This is a genomic window from Acinetobacter sp. FDAARGOS_494 (assembly GCF_003812225.1).
Classification (GTDB): domain Bacteria; phylum Pseudomonadota; class Gammaproteobacteria; order Pseudomonadales; family Moraxellaceae; genus Acinetobacter; species Acinetobacter baumannii.
In genome coordinates this window covers 2,074,916-2,100,158 of the sequence record NZ_CP033866.1, presented here as the reverse complement: position 1 = coordinate 2,100,158, position 25,243 = coordinate 2,074,916, and the positions used below count along the sequence as shown (strand labels likewise).

The 25,243-nt window shown below is 41.1% G+C and carries 15 protein-coding genes; 7 read left to right on the top strand and 8 right to left on the bottom strand.

Annotated elements, in window-relative coordinates; genetic code table 11:
• Positions 1 to 152 precede the first annotated feature (152 nt).
• Both gspG and gspF read right to left on the bottom strand, forming a co-directional pair.
• On the bottom strand, positions 153 to 734 hold the full coding sequence (gene gspG, locus EG365_RS10135) for a type II secretion system major pseudopilin GspG (RefSeq protein WP_000865310.1): 582 nt from the start codon (positions 732 to 734) through the stop codon (positions 153 to 155).
• 23 nt (positions 735 to 757) lie between these two features.
• Entirely contained in the window at positions 758 to 1,963 is a 1,206-nt protein-coding gene (gspF, locus tag EG365_RS10130) for a type II secretion system inner membrane protein GspF (RefSeq protein ID WP_001112089.1), read from the bottom strand.
• 148 nt (positions 1,964 to 2,111) lie between these two features.
• Here gspF and EG365_RS10125 point away from each other — a divergent pair, with 148 nt between their 5' ends.
• From EG365_RS10125 to EG365_RS10100, 6 genes are all read left to right on the top strand, one after another.
• Complete coding sequence (locus EG365_RS10125; RefSeq protein ID WP_000156646.1) at positions 2,112 to 4,340, top strand: primosomal protein N'; 2,229 nt, start codon at positions 2,112 to 2,114, stop codon at positions 4,338 to 4,340.
• Between the two features lie 76 nt (positions 4,341 to 4,416).
• Complete coding sequence (locus tag EG365_RS10120; RefSeq protein ID WP_000008979.1) at positions 4,417 to 6,258, top strand: monovalent cation:proton antiporter-2 (CPA2) family protein; 1,842 nt, start codon at positions 4,417 to 4,419, stop codon at positions 6,256 to 6,258.
• A 165-nt stretch (positions 6,259 to 6,423) separates the two neighbouring features.
• Entirely contained in the window at positions 6,424 to 7,299 is an 876-nt protein-coding gene (locus EG365_RS10115; RefSeq protein WP_001281761.1) for an Hsp33 family molecular chaperone HslO, read from the top strand.
• A gap of 138 nt (positions 7,300 to 7,437) precedes the next feature.
• Positions 7,438 to 8,049, top strand: coding sequence for a LysE family translocator (locus tag EG365_RS10110; RefSeq protein WP_001105725.1), 612 nt, complete (start codon positions 7,438 to 7,440; stop codon positions 8,047 to 8,049).
• Between the two features lie 150 nt (positions 8,050 to 8,199).
• Positions 8,200 to 9,156 (top strand): DnaJ C-terminal domain-containing protein, encoded by a 957-nt coding sequence (locus EG365_RS10105; RefSeq protein ID WP_001107921.1) that lies wholly within the window; start codon positions 8,200 to 8,202, stop codon positions 9,154 to 9,156.
• Between the two features lie 11 nt (positions 9,157 to 9,167).
• The gene (locus EG365_RS10100; RefSeq protein WP_000207459.1) at positions 9,168 to 9,497 is read left to right on the top strand and encodes a chaperone modulator CbpM; all 330 of its coding nucleotides are present in this window, start codon (positions 9,168 to 9,170) and stop codon (positions 9,495 to 9,497) included.
• 246 nt (positions 9,498 to 9,743) lie between these two features.
• Here EG365_RS10100 and EG365_RS10095 read toward each other — a convergent pair whose 3' ends face one another.
• The 3 genes from EG365_RS10095 to rpsO form a co-directional block, all read right to left on the bottom strand.
• Positions 9,744 to 10,955, bottom strand: coding sequence for a magnesium transporter CorA family protein (locus EG365_RS10095; RefSeq protein WP_001198552.1), 1,212 nt, complete (start codon positions 10,953 to 10,955; stop codon positions 9,744 to 9,746).
• Between the two features lie 84 nt (positions 10,956 to 11,039).
• Entirely contained in the window at positions 11,040 to 13,127 is a 2,088-nt protein-coding gene (pnp, locus tag EG365_RS10090; RefSeq protein ID WP_001985790.1) for a polyribonucleotide nucleotidyltransferase, read from the bottom strand.
• Between the two features lie 257 nt (positions 13,128 to 13,384).
• Positions 13,385 to 13,654, bottom strand: a complete 270-nt coding sequence (rpsO, locus tag EG365_RS10085; protein ID WP_001229357.1) for a 30S ribosomal protein S15 — start codon at positions 13,652 to 13,654, stop codon at positions 13,385 to 13,387.
• 212 nt (positions 13,655 to 13,866) lie between these two features.
• Between rpsO and EG365_RS10080 the strand changes: the two genes are divergently transcribed.
• Complete coding sequence (locus tag EG365_RS10080; protein ID WP_000689278.1) at positions 13,867 to 15,165, top strand: EstA family serine hydrolase; 1,299 nt, start codon at positions 13,867 to 13,869, stop codon at positions 15,163 to 15,165.
• Between the two features lie 716 nt (positions 15,166 to 15,881).
• Here the strand turns inward: EG365_RS10080 and recD are convergent.
• The 3 genes from recD to EG365_RS10065 all read right to left on the bottom strand — a co-directional run bounded on the left by recD (position 15,882) and on the right by EG365_RS10065 (position 25,079).
• Positions 15,882 to 17,633, bottom strand: coding sequence for an exodeoxyribonuclease V subunit alpha (gene recD / locus EG365_RS10075; RefSeq protein ID WP_000369435.1), 1,752 nt, complete (start codon positions 17,631 to 17,633; stop codon positions 15,882 to 15,884).
• 108 nt (positions 17,634 to 17,741) lie between these two features.
• Complete coding sequence (locus tag EG365_RS10070; protein ID WP_001088720.1) at positions 17,742 to 21,440, bottom strand: UvrD-helicase domain-containing protein; 3,699 nt, start codon at positions 21,438 to 21,440, stop codon at positions 17,742 to 17,744.
• A gap of 3 nt (positions 21,441 to 21,443) precedes the next feature.
• A complete protein-coding gene (locus EG365_RS10065) occupies positions 21,444 to 25,079 on the bottom strand; it encodes an exodeoxyribonuclease V subunit gamma (RefSeq protein ID WP_000511247.1) in 3,636 nt (1,211 codons plus the stop codon).
• Between the last annotated feature and the right edge of the window lie 164 nt (positions 25,080 to 25,243).

Here is a 25,243-nt window from a genome sequence, read left to right as displayed (position 1 = left end):
GGAATAATTCTTATTTTAAATCTCAAATCTAGATATTAACTTTTTTACTTTATTTTCAATGCATTATTATATTTTTATGATTAAGAAAGATTATCAATTCGGATTATTGTTTTATCTTATTAACCGAATCGATAATCTCTCTTACATTTTAATTAAGGCTGATAATAAATATCGGCATCGTTACCTTCACCACCTTCTTTACCATCTGCGCCAAATGAATATAGATCAAAAGGATGGCCGTCTTTTCCAGGTACGACATATTGGATATCATTTTTCCAGCTATCTTTAGGATAACCACCTTTCACATAACCACCCGGCATCCAGTTTTTTGCTGTAGCAGGTTGATTAATAAGCGCATCTAAACCACCTTCTTGCATGGTTGGGAAATGCCCATTATCGAGCTTGTATTGATCTAAGGCACCCGCTACCCCTTTCAAAGTAATTTGAGTCGTATCAATTTTAGCTTTTTCACTACGGCCCATGACGTTCGGTACGATTAAAGCAGCCAACACACCTAAGATTACAATCACGACCATAACTTCAATAAGGGTAAAGCCTGAGGCACGTTTCATTCGAGCACGGCTCGAACGTGTCGCAAGTCCGAAAGCACTTGAAGAGCAAACATCTGATACAGAGCTATGCTCGGAATGGCACGTTGGTTCAAACTGATTTGAAACCACAGATTCACTATGTTGTTTCATCGCTGTTTCGCTTTGAATATTTTTTACTTTCATCATTATCTCTAATATCAAAGTTATTAAATCATATTGTTCATATTTACGATTGGCAGCATAACCGCAATTACAATAACCAGTACGATGCTTGCCATTAAAACTAGCATTAGCGGTTCAAGTAATGCTAATAAGGTTGAGATAAATGTCGTCACCTCGCGGTCTTGCATGGTCGACGCACGTTCAAGCATACGGTCAAGCTCACCTGATGCCTCACCACTTCGAATCATTTGTACCATCATTGGTGGGAAATAACCACTGCGCTCCAGTTGCGTACCGAGGTTACCGCCTTCGGTAACACGCTCAGCCGCTTGGGAAATTGAATCACGGATAACCCAGTTATTGGTCACAGCAGCACCAATCTTTAAGGCATCTACCAATGGCACGCCTGAACGAGTCAAAATAGATAAAGTACTGGCAAAGCGCGCAGCATTAATACCACGGGATAGTTTACCGAATAATGGCAATTTGAGTGTTAATCGATCAAAAGCATAATGTCCCGCAGTAGTTTTTAAAAAACGGACAAAAGCTACCACCCCTACAATTGCAAAAAGAATAATAAATACCCATGCATGACGGATAAAATCACTCGCTTTCATTAAAGCAACTGTAATCCATGGTAAGGCATCTTTGCTTTGATCGAAGGTTTTTACGATCTCTGGGACCACATAAGTCATTAATCCCATCACAATACCGAAAGACATCAGCATTAAAATGATTGGGTAAATCATGGCACCTTGAACTTTCTTTTGCATGGCAAAACGGTTCTCGGTGTAGTCTGATAGCTGATCTAAAATGAGATCTAAGTGTCCTGAACGCTCACCTGCAGCAACAGTAGCAATATAAAGGTCAGGAAAACGCCCTGACTGTTGCATACCTTGTGCGAGTGAATGCCCTTCCAATACTTTTGAACGAACTGAGAGTAAAAGATTTTGCACATGTGCTTTTTCACTTTGTCTGCTCACGGCGCGGAGAGCTTCTTCTAAAGGAATTGCAGCAGCAACCAAAACTGAAAGCTGTCTGGTCATCAGTGCTAAATCGTAAGCACTAAACTTTTTTTGGAATAATCCGTGGCTTTGATGCTTATCTTTTTGTTCAACCGGGTCAACGCTAATCGGAGTCCATGCTTTATCGCGTAATTGTTGGCGAATCTGACGTGCCGAGTCTCCTTCAAGCACCCCCTTTTGCTGCTTCCCTGAAGCATCAATAGCAGTAAATTGATATGCAGGCATGGTAATGTTCTAATTTTCCAAAAATAATAGTCGCTGCTGTTGCATCTATGCTACGCAATCATTCATATTCATTCTATAGCCTGTGTAGAATACCCAAGTCCTCTTCACGACGCTATGCCGTTTTTTAAAATTGACGAAATGAGCCTCTATGACCATAACGCCAAAGCCTGATTCAGTTGTTTATCGTGTGCGTGTTGCCGTACCTGTGCATCTGTACGACACTTTTGACTATACACTCACCAAAGCACAATATGAACGGGCTCAAGTAGGTTCACGCGTCGCAATTTCATTTGGACGGCAAAACCTGATTGGTATCATTACTGAAAAAGTTGACCCACAAGAATCATTTACAGGTCACTTTCAGCTTAAGGCCATTTCTGAACTTTTAGATGATGAGCCTATTTTAGATGAACAAGTTTTAAATTTATTGACATGGTCAGCACAATATTACCAATTCCCGATTGGTGAGGTGATGCAGACTGCTTTACCTGCGTTATTGCGTCAGGGCAAACCCATGGATGTTTTATTTCATCTATGGAAAATCATTCCATGTGATAATGCCGAAGCTTTACTAAAACGTTCAATCAAACAGCAAGACGCTTATCAAATTTTAAAATTACATCCTGCCGGAACCACTGAAAATATTCTCAATTTAAGTGGTGTAGAAACTGCAACACTTAAAGCACTGCAAAAGAAAGGTCTCGTAGACTGTACGCTTGAGCCTCATGACTTTAGTCCATCCCCTGTGCAATTGGCGCAAATGCCACTCACGCTCAATGAAGACCAAAAGAAGGCCACTCAGCACGTCCTTAATGCACAGCATCAATATCAAGCCTTTTTATTAGATGGTTTAACAGGAAGTGGTAAAACTGAAGTTTACCTGCACATCATGCACGAAGTGCTAAAGCAAGGTAAGCAAGTACTGGTGTTAGTTCCCGAAATTGGTTTAACCCCTCAAACCATTTCGCGCTTTAAGTCTCGTTTTAACTGCGACATTGCTTTATTACATTCGGGGTTAAATGACTCTAAACGCCTACAAGCATGGCAACAGGCACAGACTGGAAAGGCCTCTATTATTTTAGGAACACGTTCAGCCATTTATACCCCGCTGCCACGTTTGGGCCTTATCATTTTAGATGAAGAACACGACCTGTCTTATAAACAACAAGAAGGTTTCCGTTACCATGCGCGTGATGTCGCGCTTTATCGAGGACATTTACAAGGCTGTCCTGTTCTTTTAGGTTCAGCAACCCCAAGCATTGACAGTTATCACTTAGTCGAAACTGGCAAGTTAACTGCACTTCAGCTGAACCAGCGTGCAGGCCATGCGCTTTTACCAAAAATGCATTTGATTGATCTTAAAATTGTCAAAAAACAGCATGGTATTAGTCAGCCTTTAATCGAACAGATTAAAAATACCCTAGCAAGAAAAGAACAGGTTTTAATTTTCTTAAACCGACGTGGTTATGCACCTGTTCTGGTCTGTGAAAGTTGTGGTTGGCAAGCGAATTGTCCTCATTGTGATGCACATTTTACGTTGCACACTCAGCCTTATTCTTACTTACATTGCCACCACTGTGGCACAGTTCATCGCTTGCCAGACCACTGCCCTGAGTGTCAGCAAAAAAGCCTCAAAACTTTAGGTGCTGGCACAGCCAAGGTTGAAGAGCATTTACAAGAATTATTCCCAGATCATGATGTGATTCGGGTCGATCGTGACAGCACCAGCCGAGTCGGTAGCTGGCAAAAAATTTATGATCGCATTCAGCAAAATAAACCTTCGATTTTGCTCGGTACGCAAATGTTGGCAAAAGGTCACCATTTTCCGCATGTGACCTTGGTTGCTATTTTAGACATTGATGCAGGTTTATTGAGTGTCGATATTCGAGCGCCAGAGCGTACTGCTCAATTGATTGTACAAGTGGCTGGTCGCGCAGGTCGTGGAGAACATAAAGGTCATGTTTATTTACAGACTTTAAGGCCAGATCACCCTTTATTGACCACGCTTATTGAAAAAGATTATCGGGCAGTCGCGAAACAAACATTGGCTGAGCGTAAAGTTGCATTACTGCCGCCTTATCGCTATGCCGTACTTATACGCGCTGAATCGAAAGATCGCGACTATACCTTGCATTTTTTAAATGAAGCTGCCGAGCAACTTCGCCAAATAGCAGGTGATATTGTTGATATCTGGGGGCCAATTCCAGCACCAATGGAACGTAAAGCGGGACGTTACCGCGCACATATGGTGATTTTGTCTGCTGACCGCGCTCGTCTGCATTTTTACTTAAGACAATGGTGGGCTCAATTGGTTCATGCGCCAAGACAGCATCAACTCAGACTCTCAATTGATGTTGACCCGCAAGAATTTAGTTAGATGATTTGAATATCATGGTGTGAAGAACACTTTTTCCCTTTACACTTAAAAAAGATCAATACATTCGGGGCAATGAATGTCATTCCTACTGCAAGCAACTATTTTTCTTGGAGCATCTCTGATTTTAGTCCCTTTGGGCAAACGCCTAGGGATTGCAACAGTTTTAGGTTATTTATTTACGGGCATACTTCTTGGCCCGAGTGTGTTAAATATTGCCCATGACCCTGAGGCCATTATGGAGTTGGCTGAATTTGGGGTCATTTTACTTATGTTCCTGATTGGTCTAGAGCTCCGCCCACAACGTTTGTGGGAAATGCGTGACTCTATATTTGTGATGGGAAGTTTACAGGTCGTGATTACGGGCATAATTCTTATGCTCACCGTATTGCTGCTATTTCAACAACACCTTGCTGCCAGCTTTGTGATTGGTTTTGCGCTTGCGCTGTCTTCTACGGCCTTTGTATTACAGCTTCTGACTGAGAAACAACAGCTCAATACCACCTACGGTCAGCAATCGTTTTCAATTTTGCTTTTTCAAGACATTGCAGCAATTCCATTACTTGCGGTAATTCCTCTTCTGGCAGGAACCGAATCTACCCATCATGGTATTGCTTATTTTGCAGCCATCATCGCGACGTTTACCGGCTTGTTCCTATTTAGCCGTTATGTCATGCGCCCATTTTTCCGTTTTGTCGCCAAGAGTGGTGCGACTGAACTGATTACGGCTGTAGGGTTATTTATTATTCTTGCCGTTGTGTTACTGATGGACACTTTAGGCATTAGTACAACATTAGGTGCTTTTCTTACCGGAGTCCTTTTAGCGGACTCAGAATTCCGTCATGAGCTTGAAGCGAGTATTGCCCCGTTTAAAGGGCTATTACTTGGCTTATTCTTTATGACCGTAGGTATGACGACACAATTGTCGTTACTGATTGAAATGCCTTGGCTCATTATTGGTGGAGCAATCGGCCTACTCGTCATCAAAACCCTCGTTTTAACTGCCATTGCCCGCTATAAAAAGTACAGTTGGAACAATAGCTTGTTACTCGGGACTTGCTTGGCTCAAGGCGGTGAATTCGCTTTTGTAATTTTGAGCCTAGCAAAAAGTGAAAAGATTTTAACGGATGCCTTATTAGAGCCTGTCACGTTGATTGTGACCTTATCAATGGTCCTTACCCCAGTAATTTACTGGATTATGGCCTGTAAGATCATTCCCCTTTTTCATAAAGAATTGCCACCTGAATATGATGAGATTCCTCAACAAGATAATCCAATTATCATTGCTGGTTTTGGGCGCTTTGGACAAATTATTGCGCGTATTGCCCGCTTACAGCACTTAGGATTTACCGCCATCGATAACAATCTTCATCAAGTGGACTTTGTTCGACGTTACGGCGGTAAGCTCTATTATGGTGATGTCACTCAGCCTGACTTACTCCGCTCAGCAGGCATTGAAAAAGCGAAAGTATTTATTTTAGCAATTGATGATGTCGAAGACTCTATGAATGTCGCACGTCATCTCAGATTGAACTATCCAAACCTAAAATTACTGGCTCGTGCCCGTGACCGCCACCATGTGCACCTATTAAGAGACTTAGGTGTTGAACATATTTGGCGTGAAACCTATTTATCATCATTAGGTATGGCTTATCGTGCTTTACGCGAACTCGGTATTTCCGATGAACAAGCTTATAACAATATCGAAATCTTTCGGGATTATGATGAGAAATTACTCATACAGCAGCAAAGCATTTATACCGATGAACAAAAGGTTTTTGAAACTCATCGTAATGCTCTGGCAGAACTTGAACATCTATTTGAAAGCGATGCTCAACAAGCCACATCGAAGCACGACGTTAACTTAAAGCGTCATTTACAACCAAATCGTATCGACATTACACGAGATCACGAAGAATAACTTGAGATTTCGCAAAATGGCTATATTAAGGACTTATTCACATTGCCTAAATGATTGCGACAATCGGTACAAGAGTTGCCGTTGTCCTGCTTGCAGCTTCGCTGCATTCCCTAAGCCTGATTAAACCGAAATTGTTATAATCTGCTTAGGGCCCTGGAGAATATTATGTCTGATTTACGCCAACGCTTTTATATAGAGGACTTTCCTGTTCGCGGTGAAGTGGTTCATCTAGAAGAAGCATTAAAAACTATTTTAGCTCAACGCGACTACATGCTTGCGGTTCAAATTCTATTAGGCGAGATGTTGAGCGCTACAGCATTACTTGCGAGTACTTTAAAAATCAAAGGTCGTATCAGCTTGCAAATCCAGGCTAACGGCTCTTTCAAATGGGCTATGGCAGAATGTAACCATTTAGGTGAAGTTCGTGCTTTAGCAGACTACGAAACAGATCCACGTTTTGGTGAAGCAACAGATAGCAGCACTGTTTTAGCGGCTTTGGTTAACCCTGTTTTATTTATTAACATCGAACCTGAGCATGGTGAGCGTTATCAAGGGATTGTACCTCTTGATCAAGCAAATTTAGCAGGCTGTTTAATGCAGTACTATGACTTGTCTGCACAAATTCCAACCCGAATTGTACTGGCAAGCACCGCACAGCGTTCAGGTGGTTTGCTCATTCAGTTATTACCTCGTCATGATGAGGAAGAGCAAAAACTGGTTGATGAAGATTTATGGCCACGTTTAACCATGCTAACTGAAACGCTTAAGTCAGAAGAACTGACAGAGCTTTCAGCAAATGAGATTTTGTATCGTCTTTATAACGAAGAAGAAGTACGTTTACCAGAAGTTGAACACTTAAAATTTGGTTGTACTTGTTCTAAAGAACGCTGTGCCAAAGCCCTCATTCAAATTGGTGTTGATGCTGTTCATGAAACATTGGAAGCACAAAACCCGATTCAAATGGATTGCCAGTTCTGTAACACCCGTTATGAGTTCACTGCTGAAGAGGCATTGGGTCTGTTTGGTGAACATTTGAGTTAATCACCTACTTCATAAAAAGGCGGGTAATCCGCCTTTTTATTTATCTATAATTTTTTTGATGATAATTTTCAGCATGTTATTTTAAATCAGTTAATATGAGCTTACTTGATAACCCAATAAATAAGATGCTTATATCTCATGAATTATTTTGATTATTTTCTCTTTATTTTTAGTGTCATTATTATGATTGCGACCCCTGGCCCTGTCATGATTTTAGTGGCAAGTGCCGGACTTAAAGGTGGTTATAAAAAAGCACTAGAAACCATTTTTGGTACAAACCTTGCCTCTCTCGTTTTAATTTTTATTTCAGTACTCGTACTTAAAGGCGTATTGGGTATTAATGAAAATTATTTAAATATTATCCGTGTTTTAGGCTGCCTATATATTGGTTATTTGGGTTTTAGTATTCTCAAAGAAGTCATTCAAGCTCCTCATCCTGAAGCAATTCAAACCGTTTCTGCTCAAAATGGCGGTTTTAAAAAAGGCTTTTTAGTGGGTATTTCAAACCCTAAAGATATTATTTTCTTTTCAGCTTTCTTTCCGCAATTTGTTTCTATTTCACCTCATCTAGATTTAAGTTTAACTATTCTTACGCTGACATGGATAGTTTTAGACTTTTTAACGCTATCTTTAGTCTATATATTTTTCCGCCGCCTCTCGAACAGCCATTTATACCCGAAGATCCTCGGTTTATGCGGTCTATTACTGTTAGTTATTGCCGTTTACGGTTTATATCAGACATTCATTTAAACAATGAGAGGCATAGCTCTCACCGTTCTATGTCTCTTTTATTTTGCTCGCCCTATTTCGCACGAGAACAACTCTTATACAATCTAGCTCATTGAAAGCTTTAAAAATCGTTTCATAATGAAATAAACAACACCATCGTGATAAAACATTATGGCCAAAAATTATTATGAAGAATTAGGGGTTAAACGAGAAGCCTCAGCTGATGAAATTAAAAAAGCGTATCGGAAATTAGCTCGTAAATATCATCCCGACATCAGCAAAGAAAAAGATGCAGAAGAAAAGATGCAGGCAATTAATGTTGCCTACGACACCCTAAGTAACCCAGAGAAAAAAGCTGAATACGACCAAATGTTAGACCACCCACAAGGTTTTAATGGTTTTGGTCAAGGGGCAGCTCAAAGTGGTTTCGATGGTGCCAGGTTTTATCGTCAAGGTTTTACGGGCGGTGAGCAAGCAGACTTTAGTGGCTTTGAAGACTTATTTGGACGCTTTGGTGCAGGCTTTGGCGGTGGACAACAGCAATATCAAAGACAACAACGTAGTTATCGAGGTGAAGACCAGCATGCCAGCATAGAGGTCGATCTTGATATTGCTTACCATGGATCAACACAACACATTACCCTACAAATTCCAACCATTAATGCCTATGGTGAGCCAGAGGTACAACGAAAAACCTTACAGGTAAAAATACCTAAAGGCATGAAAGAAGGTCAGCAAATTCGCCTAAGTGGACAAGGACAAAGTGGTATTAATGGTGGTGCCAATGGCGATCTTTATATCGAGATTCAGTATAAAGATACAGATCGTGTGCATGTCGAAGGCAGTGATGTATATTTGACTGTAGATGTAGCGCCATGGGAAGCCGCATTAGGGCAAGGCATTGAAGTAAAAACGCCTGCGGGACCTTTACACGTCAATTTACCTAAAAATGCAAAACAAGGACAACAGCTACGTTTAAAAGACAAAGGGATACCAAATAAAACGCCAGGCCATCTTTATTTAATTTTAAATATTGTATTCCCACCGGCGCATTCTGAAAAAGAAAAAGAAGCCTATCAGCAATTGGCAGAAGCCTTTGCTTCATTCGAACCTCGTTCATCTCATTAGGGAGCAAGATCATGACAACCATCCATTATCGAGAAATTGTATGTGACGGCCACACCTTTAGTGCTGAAGTCGTTGATGAACAATGTACATTTGACTTGCAACAGTTTGCTCAAGCCTGTGGTCAAAGCCCAGACTGGATTCTCCAGCTCATTGAGTACGATATTTTAGCGATTGATACACCACCTGAAAAACATCAATTCATGGGTGAAGATGTTATTCGCGCTCGTAAAGCGTATCGTTTGCAACGTGACTTTGATGCAAGCCTTGCAGCTGTTGCGGTGATGTTAGATTTGATTGATGAAGTGCAACAACTTAGAAAACAGTTGAAGCATTTTCATTGAGGAATAGCATTAATACAGCATAAAACCCTAGTTGAAATCTGATAGCCTGGAAAGCCATCTGCAACCTGCGTGGTATCAATCAGATAATGGTTTTGTAATACTGTTATTTAAAAATAGGTATTGAACAGGTTTTGCAGATGGTAATGGTTTTGCCTACTTTTGCCGAAACAAAAGTAGGTCGAACCGAAGGTTCATGACTATATTAAATAACAAGTCAGCAAGACCCAGTCGTGCAGAAATAAAAATTTATTTCAACCGAGTAATCTTTTCCACTTCCTTCAAAGTCTGCTTAATCGGTTCATATTCCAAAAACCAAAACAAATTCATACGATCTTGGCGATGCTGCTGCGCTAGTAAATCAATCACACTTTTTTCACCACGCCCCACCAAATGCTGTCTATAAAAATAGTAGAGCAATAAAATGGTACTGAGCAGCATAACCCCAAGCATAATCCAAAAACCTACTGGTGATTTAAGCCCGGGAATAAACTCAAAGTTCATTCCATAAATACCCGTTAAAAGCGTAAGAGGCGCAAACACAGCAGTAATAATGGCAAGAATACGCATGTTCTCATTGGTCTGGTTAGCAATTGCCGAGAAATGCAAATCTATTGCCGATTGAATCGCACTACGTAAACGCAAGGTATGTTTTTGAATACGTTCGACATGACTCATTAAATCGTTTAAACGCACTAATAAAAGGTCTTGAGAACTATGCGTCTTCTCTCCAATAACATGATGATAGTTTTCTACAATTTCATCACGAAACTCTTGTAAGGTTTCGATTTGTTCTTCGCATAGATTTTCAACCTGTTGAAAGGCCATATTTTCATGAAACAGTTGATGCCACTGCTTAAAACGCCGATTCCCTTGTAATAGCTGTTGTTGCCAATGCTCGACCCTTCTGGTCAAAGGTGAACGAATATCAAGGTAACCATCCACCATACTATTGAGCAGACGTAAACACAGATCTACAGGTGAATTAGGCAGCTTACGGGTTTTATTTTGCTCTTCGAGAGTTTTACATAAAATATTTTCAAGGCGCTGAATATAATTTTCAATCGACTTGTTGCCCTGTTCACGTACGCTAATAAGTACTTTAGGCGTAAAAATAAAACTGATCGGTGTGGTGGCTAAACCAAATACACTCTCATGTGATTCGCCATTTTTAATTTCATCATCCGGCGTTACGAGCTTTCTAAAAATAAGCAGGTCGTATTCTTCAAGCGTATCAAATGCACAAGGATGTTCGATATTCGCAATATCTCGCATATGAAACTCATTAATGGATACATCTGCAAGTTGCTGAATTTTTTGTTGCCATTCTTCATTCTGGCTCACAACATCCGATCTCACACTATCAATCCAGAAAAACTCCAGAATATGTTCAGTGTGCTTTTCACGGCTTATAAAAACATAGCCGTCGCTTTGATGACGATAAAAATAATAAACCTGCATACCATGTCGATCTATTGGTGTATTACTTGCATCATGCCATAAAAAAAGCCCGCATCAAGCGGACTTTTTTAGTGAGTTAAGCAATTATGCTTGCTCAATATCTTTCATAGTCAATTTGATACGACCACGGTTATCAACGTCTTGAACCTGTACTTTTACTTCCTGACCTTCTTTAAGAACATCAGTTACGTTCGCAATACGCTCATTAGAGATTTGCGAAATATGAAGAAGACCATCAGTACCCGGCATGATGTTTACAAACGCACCGAATTCTACAATACGAATTACTTTACCGTCGTAGATCTTACCTGGTTCAACTTCAGCAGTAATCGCTTGAATTTTCGCAATTGCAGCTTTAGCAGCAGCTTTAGTTTCACCAAATACGCGAACTGTACCGTTATCTTCAATATCAATAGCAGCTTTAGTTTCTTCAGTGATTTGACGGATTGTTGCACCACCTTTACCAATAACATCACGGATTTTATCCGGATTAATTGTAATCACTTCGAATGTTGGAGCGTGCATTGAAATTTCAGGACGAGCACGTGAAATTACTTTGTTCATTTCATTAAGGATATGCATACGACCAGCAAATGCTTGGTTTAATGCAACTTCCATAATTTCTTCAGTAATACCTTCAATCTTGATGTCCATTTGAAGTGCAGTAATACCGTTTGCAGAACCTGCTACTTTAAAGTCCATGTCACCAAGGTGGTCTTCGTCACCTAAAATGTCAGAAAGTACTGCGAAACGCTCGCCTTCCTTCACTAAGCCCATTGCGATACCAGCTACTGGTGCTTTAAGCGGAACACCTGCATCCATAAGTGATAATGACGCACCACATACAGAAGCCATTGAAGATGAACCGTTAGATTCAGTAATGTCAGATACAATACGAATAACGTACGGGAAGCGGTCAGCTGCAGGAAGAACTGCTTGAACACCACGACGTGCTAAACGACCATGACCAATTTCACGACGCTTAGGGCCAGATTCACGGCCTGTTTCACCTACTGAGTAAGCAGGGAAGTTGTAGTGCAACATGAAGTTGTCAGTTTTAGTACCAGCAAGGGTATCAACCATTAAAGCATCACGAGTATTACCTAAAGTCGTTGTTACCAACGCCTGAGTTTCACCACGTGTAAATAATGCAGAACCATGTGCACGCTCAAGTACGCCCACCTGTACATCTAAAGCACGAACAGTTTTGGTGTCACGGCCATCAATACGTGGTTTACCAGATAAAATGTTGTCACGTACAGTACGGTATTTAAGATCTTCAAATAAGTAGTCTACTTCGTCAGCAATACCGTCTACATCTTCTTCAGGAACGAATTGAGCAACAGCTTCAGCATGAAGTGCATCTAATGCTGCATAACGATCTTGTTTTACTGCAATGGTATAAGCTTCTGAAATTTTTGCTTCAAATGCTTCTTTTAATTTTGCACGTAATTCTTCGTTGTGTGCTGGAGCAACCCAGTCAGATGGTTTCGCACCAGCAGCAGCTGCAAATTCATTGATCGCTTGAATTGCAATTTGCATTTCGTCGTGACCAAAAAGAACCGCACCTAACATTTGGTCTTCTGAAAGTTCTTTCGCTTCAGATTCAACCATCAATACAGCAGACTCTGTACCAGCAACCACAAGGTCAAGGTCAGACTGAGCCATTTGCTCAAAATTCGGGTTTAAAACATATTCGCCGTTGATTAAACCAACACGTGCTGCACCGATTGGACCACGGAATGGAGTACCTGCAATTGCTAACGCAGCAGAAGTACCTAACATTGCTGCAATATCAGCTTCCATCGTTTTGTCAGAAGAAACCACAGTTGCAGTTACCTGAATTTCGTTGTAGTAACCTTCTGGGAACAATGGACGAATTGGACGGTCAATAAGACGTGAAATTAAAGTTTCAGCTTCTGAAGCACGACCTTCACGCTTACCATATCCACCAGGGATACGACCTGCTGCATATTGTTTTTCTTGATAGTTAACTGTTAAAGGGAAGAAATCCTGACCAGCTTTTGCTGTTGGAGCAGCAACTACTGCTACCAATACAGTTACACCACCCATTGTGATTAAAACTGTATTTGCTTGACGTGCAACGCGACCCGTTTCTAAAACGACTTGATGCTGACCAAATTGGAATTCTTTACGAACGATGTTAAACATTGACATGTATTGTATTTTCCTAATTTTATTCTAGTGAGACCCCTAAGGTTTGGCATTCAGGCTACAACTATCGGTAGGTAAATGACAAAGCTTAGAAGCCATCACACTAGACCAAAAATTTTAAATAATATTAAACGCAAAGAAGGAGCGCACAAGCGCCCCTTCTATAAATCGCCTAATGGTTTATTAGACGAAACTTTCTTTTCAGAAACAAAGCATAGCAACATGCGATAAACCGAAAACAAAGCAAAATCGAATTAACGACGTAGACCTAAAGCACCGATCAAAGCAGTGTAACGCTCGTGGTCTTTACCATTTAAGTAGTCAAGCAATTTACGACGTTGGTTAACCATACGGATCAAACCGCGACGGCTGTGGTGGTCGTGTTTGTGAGCTTTGAAGTGACCTTGTAAATCATTGATTTGAGCAGTCAATAAAGCTACTTGTACTTCTGGTGAACCAGTGTCGTTTTCAGCGCGAGCAAATTTAGCAATGATCTCTGCGCGGTCTGCATTAGTTAAAGCCATTCGATTTCTCCGAGATGCTTAAAAAATAAAATGATATGAATCAGTTGAGCGCAACTGACTGCCGTGCATCACTACAGCAAGTTGCCTATTTTAAGGTATCTATATATGGATTGCAAAATTGTTTTCTGTTACCTGTCATTTTAGACACTGACATCAGCTTCTTAACCCTGCACACTTGGCCTTGAATAAAAAGAAAGAAACGCGAGGGACGTGTGAAAATATTTTCGACCAATACCTGTCCGGTACCGAATGACCTTGAATCGGTCATTCATCACAAAGATGAAGTACCTGCCGAACTAGGTGGAATGAGTGAACAGCAAGTTCAAAAAATCTGGAAAAGTATTGAGTCACTCTACAAAACCGGAAACTATCCGCTTATTACTTTTTGCTTACGTCGACAGGGGAAAATTTTATTAAATCGAAGCATTGGCTATGCTCAAGGAAACTCGCCGGCTGGTCTGCAAGAGAATGCACTCATCGCAACGCCGGATACTCCCGTTTGTCTATTTTCAGCATCCAAAATGATTACTGCCATGTTAATTCATCTTTTAGATGAAAAAGGCGAAATCAACTTACTTGACCCCGTGAGCTATTATATTCCCGAGTATGGGGTGAACGGAAAGCGCCGCGCGACAATCTTTCATTTGTTATCTCATCGTGGAGGTATTCCTTATGTTGATGGAGATGTCACACCTGAACTGCTTTTTGATAAAGATGAAATTTTAAGGCGTTTATACGCAGCAAGACCTGTTTCTCCAGCGGGAAATCACCTCGCCTATCATGCAGTAACGGCAGGTTATATCTTAGGAGAAATTATTGAACGGGTTACAGGGCAAGACCTTCGCCAATTTGTGCATGAGACTATCGAGAAACCGATGGATATGCCCTATTTTAACTATGGCTTAAAACCAGAATATCGTGCTGAAGTTGCTCTTAATTGTGCAACAGGTTTACATCCTCGCTTAGGAACAGATCATTATCTCAATCATGTACTAGGTGGAGGCTTACAACTCGCTGTAGATGTCACTAATGATAGCCGTTTTATGGATACCATCTGCCCCGCCGGTAATATTTATACCAGTGCAGAGCAAGCTGGACGCTTCTTTGAAATGCTTTTAAGTGGGGGAAGCTACCAAGGCAAACAAATTTTAAGCGAGAAAACAATTTTTAGAGCAACGCTCCCTACCACAGGAGTTAACATTGACCGAACTTTATTAATACCGATGCGCTATGCCTTAGGACCAATGCTAGGCAGTAATCCGGTAGGCTTATTTGGTCCAATGACTGGACAAGCTTTTGGTCACCTCGGTTTTTCCAATATTTTGTGTTGGGCCGACCCAGAGCGTGATATCAGCGTTTCTTTGTTAACCACTGGCAAATCTGTGGTCGGTACCCACCTTCCTGCTCTAGCCAATCTGCTTTATCAAATTTCGACTCAATGTCCACGAATTCCTAGAGATCAACGCCGTTCACTATTTGGTAGTGATTCGCATGAAACCGATCTGGTATAGCTAAAATTAACTCAGCGGCAAAATAAAAAACCCAAGCATTTCTGCTTGGGTTTTTGGCGCTGTAGTTGTTGTTTATCGTGTTTATCGCTGTTCTTATTGTTATGTGTGAGATGCTTTCCACATCCTTCTTCTCGTTTTACTCACTTCCGTTGTTTTAGTTCTATTTCCTTATGGGATGTATTTTGTCATATCCAATTATGAAGAAAAGTAGTATTTTTCTTATCATCATGTAAGCGAAAACGTACAGGTCTGTCTAATATTTATCGTTTATCTGTAAATGCTAAATAACATACGGTTCTGTATAACATTTAACTTAACAATTCACGCAAAAAATGCTTATTTAAGAATCATATTACAAATAAATATATTAAAAATTATTGAGTTAAATAATTGATAATATAAGCAAGAAATAGGGTAAGCCATCTAAAGATTTATGCAGATATTTTGGTGGGGTTAAGACTTAAATATAAAAAAGCCCTGTAGTCTCTCCCAAAACTACAAGGCTTAGCGGCTGTAAGTTTCCTCTTTATTCACCTACATCATTGTAAGTTCGCAGTCTCTCGACTTAAGTTATTATTATTGTGCGATTTTGCCCGACATTCCTTGCCAAGCTCGTTGTGCGTTTATAATCTCAAAAACAGGGTGGGTTCTCTAGCAGCAAATATCTCGAATCCATGTAAGCTTTTTCTTACAAGGGTAAAAATATTAAGTTTGGCTTAACGAACTAACCGATTAACTTTTTCAACTAAACCGCTTTTTCTTGTCGTGCGAACTGTAAAAGATTGAAGTAACGCCTCTGGATCGACCAATAAACTCACTACTTTTTTGGCTCGTGTAATCGCAGTGTAGATCAACTCTTGGCTTAACAAATTCTTGGCAGCCTGATCAAGAACAACAGCTGTATGGGTAAATTCAGAACCTTGTGATTTGTGAATTGTTAAGGCAAATGCACTTTGAATACTTTTAGGTAGCCGATTTGCAGCAACCCACTTATTTAAACTTGGAAAATACACTTCAAACTGTTGCGGCTGGGTTCTATGTTCAAAACATAAACCAATGTCACCATTTGAAATACCGAGCTGGTAATCGTTATAGGTCATCATAACCGGACGGCCAACATACCATCCTCCTAAAGTCACAATACCTAGCTGTTGTTGTAACCAGCGTTCAGCATATTGATTAAGTTGCTGTAAACCAAATGGTCCATGACGTACGGCAGTTAAAATACGGTAGTCATCGAATGACCTAACGATATTTTCAATATGTTCAAGTGAACGATCATCTTGTATATAAGCTTTTAAGCTTTGCACATAGCCTTGAAAATCCACCATCAATTTTTGGTAGTAAGTTTCTAGCGCTATAGGTGACTCTTCGGGTAAATATTCAAGCTGAACCACATCGGGCATGTCGGTTTCTAAAGGTATTGAACGTAACTCTGAAACCTGAACAATATCGATTTCAAATTTTTGTAAAATTTGCTCATGGTTGATTTGACTGGTTTGCATTTGAATAAATCGGGCAACCTGACCAATCAAAGCCCCTTCCGCAAAACGACGGCTGGTTTGAAGGTGAACACGGTTTTCAGACAAAGCCTCGATTTGCTGTAAATCTGCAAGTACAGCTCCGACGTCTACGGAAGCAAGCTGGTTGGCATCACCTAATAAAATAATTCGACAAGACTCAGGAACCGCTTCAAATAATAACGTTGCCAGATTTAAGTCCAGCATAGAGGCTTCATCCACCACAATAACGTCATAAGGCAAAGGCTGTTTTTGATTAAACCGTGGAGTTTGACTATGCCCCATACCTAATAATCGATGGATAGTTTGGGTACTTTGGTTTCTTAGCTCAGCACTTATTAACCCCGACTCAAGCAGTTTTGGGTCATTAAAGGAGTTTTGTAAGGCTTCTTGCATACGCTGTGCAGCTTTACCCGTCGGAGCAGCCATCGCTACACGAATATGTGGAATTGCCTGACTAAGCACAGCAATAATACGAGCGAGCGTATAGGTCTTACCTGTACCCGGCCCACCTGTAATAATACTTAAGCTCTGCCGAGTCACCATTTGCAAAGCAGCTTGCTGATGAGGATCTGTTAATAAGTCTAAATGCTCTTCACATGAAACAGGTTGAATTGGTTGTTGCTTTAATCGGCGAATTTGCTCAGCTAGACGTTGCTCTAGGTTCCAATATCGGTATAATGCCAACCCCTGCTCGTCGTGGACACAAGGGGCAACTTGAGACTTTGCTTGTTCAGCAGATATCACCAGTTGGCCAAGTGTTTCTATTTGCTCTGGGCTAATCTCAATACAACTGTCACCCTGCAAGCTCGCTTCAATCAGCTGCTGCAAAAAATAAGCTGCCTCTGGAGCTTGTGTCTGTGCAGTAAACGGGGCTTGATTTAGAAAGGTACTCCAAGTCGTTAACCAGCTTAAATCGCTTTGTTCAGGGCTATTTAGATTGTCCACACACTTATCCACCTAGTTTTCCACACGCTTGTCCACATGGTTATAGACAGGCTTATCCACACCCCAAGTATTTGTTAATTTTAAAATTAGATCATTTATCAGCATTTTTTATGCAATTTTATCCTCAGCAAAGTACCCTAAAATAGCATCGAGTCGTAGAACAAATTCTGTACTTGGCTGCCAATAATAATAACCCTGCTCAGCTTCGCCATTCATACCGCGCAAGTAAAGATAAGTCGCCCCACCTAAGTGTTGTTCAATATCATAATTCTGCATTTTGACTTTTAAATAACGATGTAACGCAACCAAATACAGGCCTGCTTGTAGCCAATAGCTGGCTAAAGACATACTTTGTGCAATGCTTTCTACACTGTAATCAGCAAGGTTTTCACCCAAGTAGTTACTCTTATAGTCAGCAATGTGATAACGCTGTCCATCAAAATAAACCAAGTCTATCGAACCATTTAAATAGCGTGCAGAACGAGCCTCTAATAACTCGGGCATTTCCATACCATATTCAGCAAACAGCTGCTGAATACGTTTCATGGCTAACACACGATCCGACAGTGCCAAATAAAAAGGACACTCTGATAAATAGTGCTCTGGCTGTAACCGATTTAGGCGAAAACCTTGATATAACGGCGTGCTTAAAATCTCTTGCAACCATTCGGCTACAGCGTGATAAAGCGAATATTCCGCTTCTTGTTCTTCGGGAAAGCTTTCTTGGTATTTGATTAATAAATCTTGCCACAAACTACTGTAGTCATTTTTAAAACGACGACGTATTTCGCTTACCCACTCATCTGAACATTGAAAATCAATATGCTCAAAAATTTCATGTAAGAAATTACCTGCGAGCGTCCCTCTCGGAAAATTGCTTTTGATCCAGCTAATGGGCTGTGCTGCGGGCGCCTCAACAGAAATAACCTGATCGAGTTCATCTTCGGCTAAAACAGCTTCATGGCTCTGACTCGCGAGTAAATCTGTACCTACTTTATGTCTTAAATGCTGTGCCAGATAACTAAAACTGGTTTTGCCTCTCGAATAAAAGCGCTGATCAGGAAAATGCTGCGCCTGTATCTCAATAATATTGATGTGTTGATTTAAATGTCTTGCAGCAGGTGGTTGCTCCAAAATTATTTCATCGGTACAACAACGGTGCTGGAATGGTTCCGCTCTGTTTTTCCAAAATGCCAAACCTGAAACAGACTTGCCATCCGTATCTTGTAAGAGCGCGTAAACACGATGACTTGCCCGGGTTAAAGCAACGTACCATAGACGGTTTTGTTCCGCCAAAGCCCGTTCTTCATGCTGCTTCAACTCATTTTCGTTTAAATATGTTTTATCGGCAATCGCAACAACACGTTGTGTTAGAGTTTGAGCCGACTCCGAAACCGTTATATCTTGGGTCGAGAAGTTAAGTGTTTTGTTATTTTCCCGAAATGGCTTGTCGGCCCCGAGCAAAAAGACAATTTTAAACTCAAGACCTTTTGACTGGTGAATGGTCATGAGCTGTACGCCAGCTTCACTCGACAATCTACGCTCTAACTCCCATTCACGATCAAGCGGTGATTGTAATTGCTTGAGATACCAGTGATAGAGATTTTGCGCGCCCTGATATTTCTCGCTATGTTGGCTCAAAATTTCGGTCAAATGACGCAAGTTCACCACAACCCGCTCATTATCTTTACTCTGGACAGCAACCAGATTTTTCCAAATGCCAAATTGGTTTAAACATTGCTGCCATGCTACTAAAAAGCCCTGAGCTGACCACAATTCCCGAATAGTATCAAAACCCGTCATAAACTGGCTTAAACCTTCGGCCGTTTGTTCGAGTTGCAACAGCTGTTTAAGGTCCATAGCAAATAAACGGCTAATCAAAGCTCGTTTCACTTTGGCCTCATCGTAAGGATGAAGAATCGCAGTGAGTAAGGCCCCAACATCCTGAGCTATTGTGCAATCAAAAACACTTCGTTTTGATGGCCGATTAACTCGTATTCCTAAACGTTCTAATTCAAATTGAACTTTATCAAGACCATCATGATTACGCGACAAGACCGCAATATCATCTTCATTTAAGGTTTGAGTCTGAGCATCTTTTTGAAAATAAAGTTGTCCAGCATGTGACTGATTGAGTAAATCACGTATTTTCCACGCGACTTGCTGTGCTTCCGTTTCCTTGTCTTTTAGCATGAGCCAACGTAAAGGATGCGGATTAGGCTGGTTTTGATCAATTAAAACCGGATGAGGTCGAGTCCCTGCCCGAATCGGGTCATATTGAACCTGTTCACCAAAGTCGATTTGCCTTTGGAATAACGCATCAACCACTTCAACCAAGTCAGCGACTGAACGGTGGTTATGAATTAACTTATATTCGCGACCATGCTTTGCCTGAATATCTTTGTAGGCATTCAAGAAGGTGAGCATATCCCCACCACGGAAACCGTAAATTGCCTGCTTACGGTCACCCACCATAATCATGCAACCTTTTTGGTAACGTTCTGGATGACGCCAAATGCTGGCGAGCATGTCATCTTGGTCTTGGTTGGTGTCTTGAAACTCATCAACCAAAATTAAGGGGTATCGAGCCTGCACAAATACGGCGAAACGTTGCCCCTGCTCGCCCTTTAAAGCTTCTGACAAAGTGCGAATTTGCTGAGAAAAGGTCGTCTCGCCCTTGTTTTGTAAAACCTGTGGTAAACGTTTTTTAACCTCTATACACAAATAGGCTTTTAAATAAATATGAAGCTGATCGAACTGTTCAGCATAGTTTTTCAGCACACCAAACAACTGCTGAATCTGCTGAATACAAGGATGCTGATAAAATCCATCTGAAATTTCGGCAGGACATTTCTTGAAAACTTTCTGATCGGCAAGCTGGCCTAAAAACTTAAAAACGAGTTCCCGTTGTATTGCCAAAGACCCATCAAAAACTAAAATACTGTCGCTTTGCTTTAAAACTTGTAATAACTGTGGCAAACATTCACTAAATAACTTATTAAATGCTCCATTACGAAATATTGTGCCGCTTACATGTTTATAGTGGTCGCCATCAAGCGAGTAATACGGTTCTAGAAGACTGATATCAATTTCTGCTGCCAGCTGTTTGAGCTGAGCAAGCTGTTCAAACTGAATGGTAGGCTTTTCGGGAAGTTTAAAGTGAGCCGAACTAAAATTCAGTGAGTCTTCGACCAGTTTGACAAAACTGTCGACACTTTTTAACTCACCTGCCAGATACAATGCATCAATCACGGTTTGAGGCTGAGACTGTATCCATTCACGTAAAACATCATGAATCAGTTGTCGGCTATAGGTTTTGGCATCATCGGTAATTTGGGCACGTTCAATTTTTCCGCTCTCAAAAGCAAACTCACGTAATAGCTTTTGGCTAAAGCTATCGAGTGTTCCGACAAATAGCTCATCTAGCTGATCGATCACGAGCTTTAAACGCTCACAGGCATAGGCAATACGTGTCGCAAAATGCTTGAGAATATGTTGCAGTAATAAGTCAGATTCTTGCTCGGCCTGCAAAAGGATCTCTTTTTCAGTCAAGCTCCGCTTGGCATCTAAATAACGGTGGGTTTCGACCAAACGCGCACGAATCCGGCTTTTTAACTCAGCCGCAGCAGCACGGGTGAATGTTGTTGCAATGACTTGGCCCGGTAAATATTTCTCAAGAAAAATACGAACCATTAAACTCGACAGTGTATAGGTTTTCCCGGTACCCGCCGAAGCCTCAATTAAATGCAGTCCACTAAATTCAATATCAATAATAGGTTGATAAGACACCTGTACTCTTGAGTTCATGCCTTACTCCGAATGTTGAAATTGAAAAACCGGATGATACAGGTCATAGGCAAACTCATCACAAGCATGTTGAAGTAATGCTTGTGCATCTTGTTCTTGCAAAATGAAACGCCAGTCTTGATGTAACTTGCACGCTTCATTTTGTGTCATATCGATAGAGGTAAATGTCCCCGTTTCATTCCAGTATTTTAACAGCTCTGCATAGCTCTTCTCATCCAGTTTTATTTTTTCTGTCGGATTTGTTGTTTCCCACTGATATGCCTTAGCTTTTTCAAGTGGCTTTAATAATAAAGCTGCTGGTAACACGAGTGGCTGCTGTTGAGCATAACGCCAGATTTTAAACCACGGTTGTAAATACTGCCGAGCTTGCTCCGAACTAATACCTTTACAGATGACAGTTTGGTCACTAAAAACCACAATACGGCGTCTTTCAGTTCCTGCACTTCCTTCATTTAAATAGGCCAACCAAAGCAGGTACTCTAACCAGACTTTTGCACGTCTTTTTGCCCGAGCACTTGATGCTTCCATACTGACCCAATCCTGAGTTTCAGATTTTGGCACAGTAATATTCATATGTAGCTGTTTGGCAATTCGCCACACACGCTGAGTCGTTTGTGTCACGGCTGGCGCGTAATGATGAAGGCGCTCAAGCAAACATTCCTGTTCAAAAATGCCCTGTTGCCATGCACTGTATTGAACTTTGCCTACAGGCAACTGATCAAGTAGAACTTCAGGCTGTGCCTGCTGTTCGTTTTGCTGTAAAAAATGTCGAATGGTATAACGGCCCAAACCATCTAAAAGCAAAGGTTCATTCTGATCTAATACGCTTACATTTCCTAAGTTTTCTACGCCTAAAGTTTTTAAATATAAACGTGCGGGGAAAGTCACATCCTGTATCCACTGATGGCTGTCTAAAACCAACATGTCAGGTATTTCTAAAGGATAAGATATATTTGCCCAAGGCTTAAGAACACCGGAAGCTTGCTGAATTTGCATCGCCACGTTAAACCAGTGATCTTGATAACGAATATAGCGGTTCTCAGCCATAAAACCTTTCGGGTCAAACGGCTGTAAATAATGTAAGTGATAGAGCTGTTTTAATTGAGTCGGGATTTCAATACCTTCAATCACTTCTCGATCGGGTGCATTTGGTTCTGGCTTTACAATAAGTGCAAGATGCTCACGGAACTCTTGAAGAATACTAGAAGGATCTCTCACCTCACCGTCATTGACATCAAAGCCGTTATAAAACAGCCATAAGTTTTCTTGAGCTAAAAGTAGGGCATCTAAGAAAGCGCCTTGGTCATCCTCAAGACGGGAACGATCACCTAATTGTTGACGTAAGGCATCCATCAAATCAAATGGCACATGGGTGTCTCGATTTGGAAACTGCCCTGCATCAAGGTTCAACATCACAATTAAACGATAAGGCAACGGACGAATTTGTCCAATCTGGGCAAAGGTAATCTGTCCAGTCGGTTCAGCTTGAGCCGTTTGATTTTCTAAAGTTCGCTGAATCTCATCCAGAATATAAGGCAAAGGCAAGGTGATTTTACGTAAGGTGCCTGTTTCTGTCTCGGCATAGTAGCTTGCGAGCGTTAACATACGCTCTTGTTTTTTTACAATTTCCCGCGCAGTTTTTAAAGCAGTCACACCGGCCTGCTCAAACTCGATAATATCTTGCGAGAGTGTTTGCAACCAGTATTCCACCGTATGACTTTTCTTCTGCTCATGCATAATGAGCCAGTCACGGCGTTCATTTAAATCTTGATAAATCTGAATGAGCGTACCAATAAGCTCAAAATCGCCCGGTTGAACCTTAGCGTAACTCAGCACCTGATTAAATGTAGCATGTTCGGGAATGGCTATGCCGAGCGCTAACCGCTCTAAAGCAAATTTAAAGCTATATCGGTAGTCATCATCGCCGTCACATAAACTACGTTTCAGATGTTCTGCATCAAGCCCACGTTTAAACCCTGCATCAGCAAGTAAATTTAAAATTCGCTCTACTTGAGCATATTCAAGTGCATAACGCTGTTGAGTCGCGTGTAAACCAAGCCAGTCAGCAAACTCATCAAAGCTAAATCGCCCTTGCATAAGGTGAATACGCCCAATCACGGCACGCCATGCATTAAGTGCATCGAGTGAGGCAATTCCTGCTATTTTGACAGGCAAATGCACGCCTTGCTCAGTCGCTGTAGCAGGAAAAACACTTCGTATTAAAGGCTCTACTTCTGCCAAATTAGGAACTAAAACCAAAATATCATTTGGACGACGCGGCTGTTCGTGCGGTTTTGCCAACCAACCAATCAATTGTTCTTTCAATACTTCAAGTTGCCGTAATGTCGAGTGGCAGACATGAATCTGAATTGAGTCATCGTTAGGGGCAAGCTCATACTGCTTTGCTTGGGGTTCCACCAAGTGCAAAATATCTGACTGAACTTTGCCAAGTAAACTTTCAGGAAAATCATCGACAAAAGCATCCACCCACTTACCTTCTTCACCTGTAGACAAGTTTGAGAGTAATGAGAAGTGGTCGCGGGCTTGTTTGCCCAATCTTGTTAACAGCGGATGTCTTGACTCACGCGCCTCAGCATTAAAATTAAGCGTAAATTTATTAAAGAAATCGGCAATTTCCGCATCGGTCGCTTGGGGGTTCTTCGCTATAAAACGCTCTTTTACCCCTAAGTCATAGCGCTGTTTCCAGAGTGGGTCGACACTATCGGCCCAATATTCTTGCGAAGGGTTATAGTGCAAAATCAAAACATCGATGTATTGCCCTAAACGACGTAAAAACTGAAGCTGGCTGGGTGGTAAATCCAGTAAAGTAAAAATGACAATTTGCTGCGGCAAACGAGACAGTGCTTTCTTCTGGCGCTCAGGATGTTCTAATTCCTGCCAGAATAATTCGTCAATTTGCTGCATTTGCATAAAATCTTCATGAAAATGTTGCTGCCATAACCAGCGCTGCCAACGTTCTAACTCTTGGGTTTGCTGCAAAGTAAATGCCGAAACTTCTTTATCTTTATGGGCAATATACTTTTCGATATCGAGTGATCGCCCTTGTCCCCATGCTGCTAACCAGTTATTTGGACAAGTACACATATTTTCACAACCACGCTGGCACTGTCCCCGATAGACCATGTAGTTACTAAATAAATCGGCAACCTGCTCAGCAACCCAATACAACATTTTTTGCTTTTTTAGCTGCTTCTCAATACCTTGTTCAAGCCGATCTGCGCTGTCATAAATACGTTGAACAATAGAATGCAGTGGATGAGAGCTATCTATGCTCATAACATCAGGCTGAATAAATTCCTGTAAGGCTTGATGTACACGCCATTTAAAAATCAAGCGTGGAATATTGGCTTTACGAACCTGTTCCTTATGCGCCGTGAGGACCTGTTGATAGGCATACCACTGAAACCCGCGCACACGTTGGTGAAACTGGTAATTGGCACTCATTCCTTGCTGTTCTGCAAGTTTTTGTATCAGCCATTGCTCGATAGCAGGACTTGGCACAATGAAATGCTGGGCTTTCAAAACCTGTAATGGATGCGTTGACGGCTGGGACGTAGATGCCAGTACGCCCTGCAACAACACATCAATACGTTGACTTTGAATAACATGGATACCCATTTATTTCATATCCTACTCGCATAATTTATGCACAAAATCATAAACATTCATTACTATACAACTGAATCTGACTATGTCACGTTGGTTTAAACACAGCATAATCTCATTTTAGGTGTCACTTACCTTGTGTTGGCAAGGCACCTTTAAGGAACACATTACAGGTA

Bases quoted from the DNA above. Each gene is read 5' to 3' on its own strand.
- EG365_RS10105 (WP_001107921.1), top strand. From the start codon at position 8,200: ATGGCCAAAAATTATTATGAAGAATTAGGGGTTAAACGAGAAGCCTCA.
- gspG (WP_000865310.1), bottom strand. From the start codon at position 734: ATGAAAGTAAAAAATATTCAAAGCGAAACAGCGATGAAACAACATAGT.
- EG365_RS10120 (WP_000008979.1), top strand. From the start codon at position 4,417: ATGTCATTCCTACTGCAAGCAACTATTTTTCTTGGAGCATCTCTGATT.
- EG365_RS10125 (WP_000156646.1), top strand. From the start codon at position 2,112: ATGACCATAACGCCAAAGCCTGATTCAGTTGTTTATCGTGTGCGTGTT.
- EG365_RS10070 (WP_001088720.1), bottom strand. From the start codon at position 21,440: ATGAACTCAAGAGTACAGGTGTCTTATCAACCTATTATTGATATTGAA.
- pnp (WP_001985790.1), bottom strand. From the start codon at position 13,127: ATGTTTAACATCGTTCGTAAAGAATTCCAATTTGGTCAGCATCAAGTC.
- EG365_RS10115 (WP_001281761.1), top strand. From the start codon at position 6,424: ATGTCTGATTTACGCCAACGCTTTTATATAGAGGACTTTCCTGTTCGC.
- EG365_RS10100 (WP_000207459.1), top strand. From the start codon at position 9,168: ATGACAACCATCCATTATCGAGAAATTGTATGTGACGGCCACACCTTT.
- EG365_RS10065 (WP_000511247.1), bottom strand. From the start codon at position 25,079: ATGGGTATCCATGTTATTCAAAGTCAACGTATTGATGTGTTGTTGCAG.
- rpsO (WP_001229357.1), bottom strand. From the start codon at position 13,654: ATGGCTTTAACTAATGCAGACCGCGCAGAGATCATTGCTAAATTTGCT.
- EG365_RS10095 (WP_001198552.1), bottom strand. From the start codon at position 10,955: ATGCAGGTTTATTATTTTTATCGTCATCAAAGCGACGGCTATGTTTTT.
- EG365_RS10110 (WP_001105725.1), top strand. From the start codon at position 7,438: ATGAATTATTTTGATTATTTTCTCTTTATTTTTAGTGTCATTATTATG.
- gspF (WP_001112089.1), bottom strand. From the start codon at position 1,963: ATGCCTGCATATCAATTTACTGCTATTGATGCTTCAGGGAAGCAGCAA.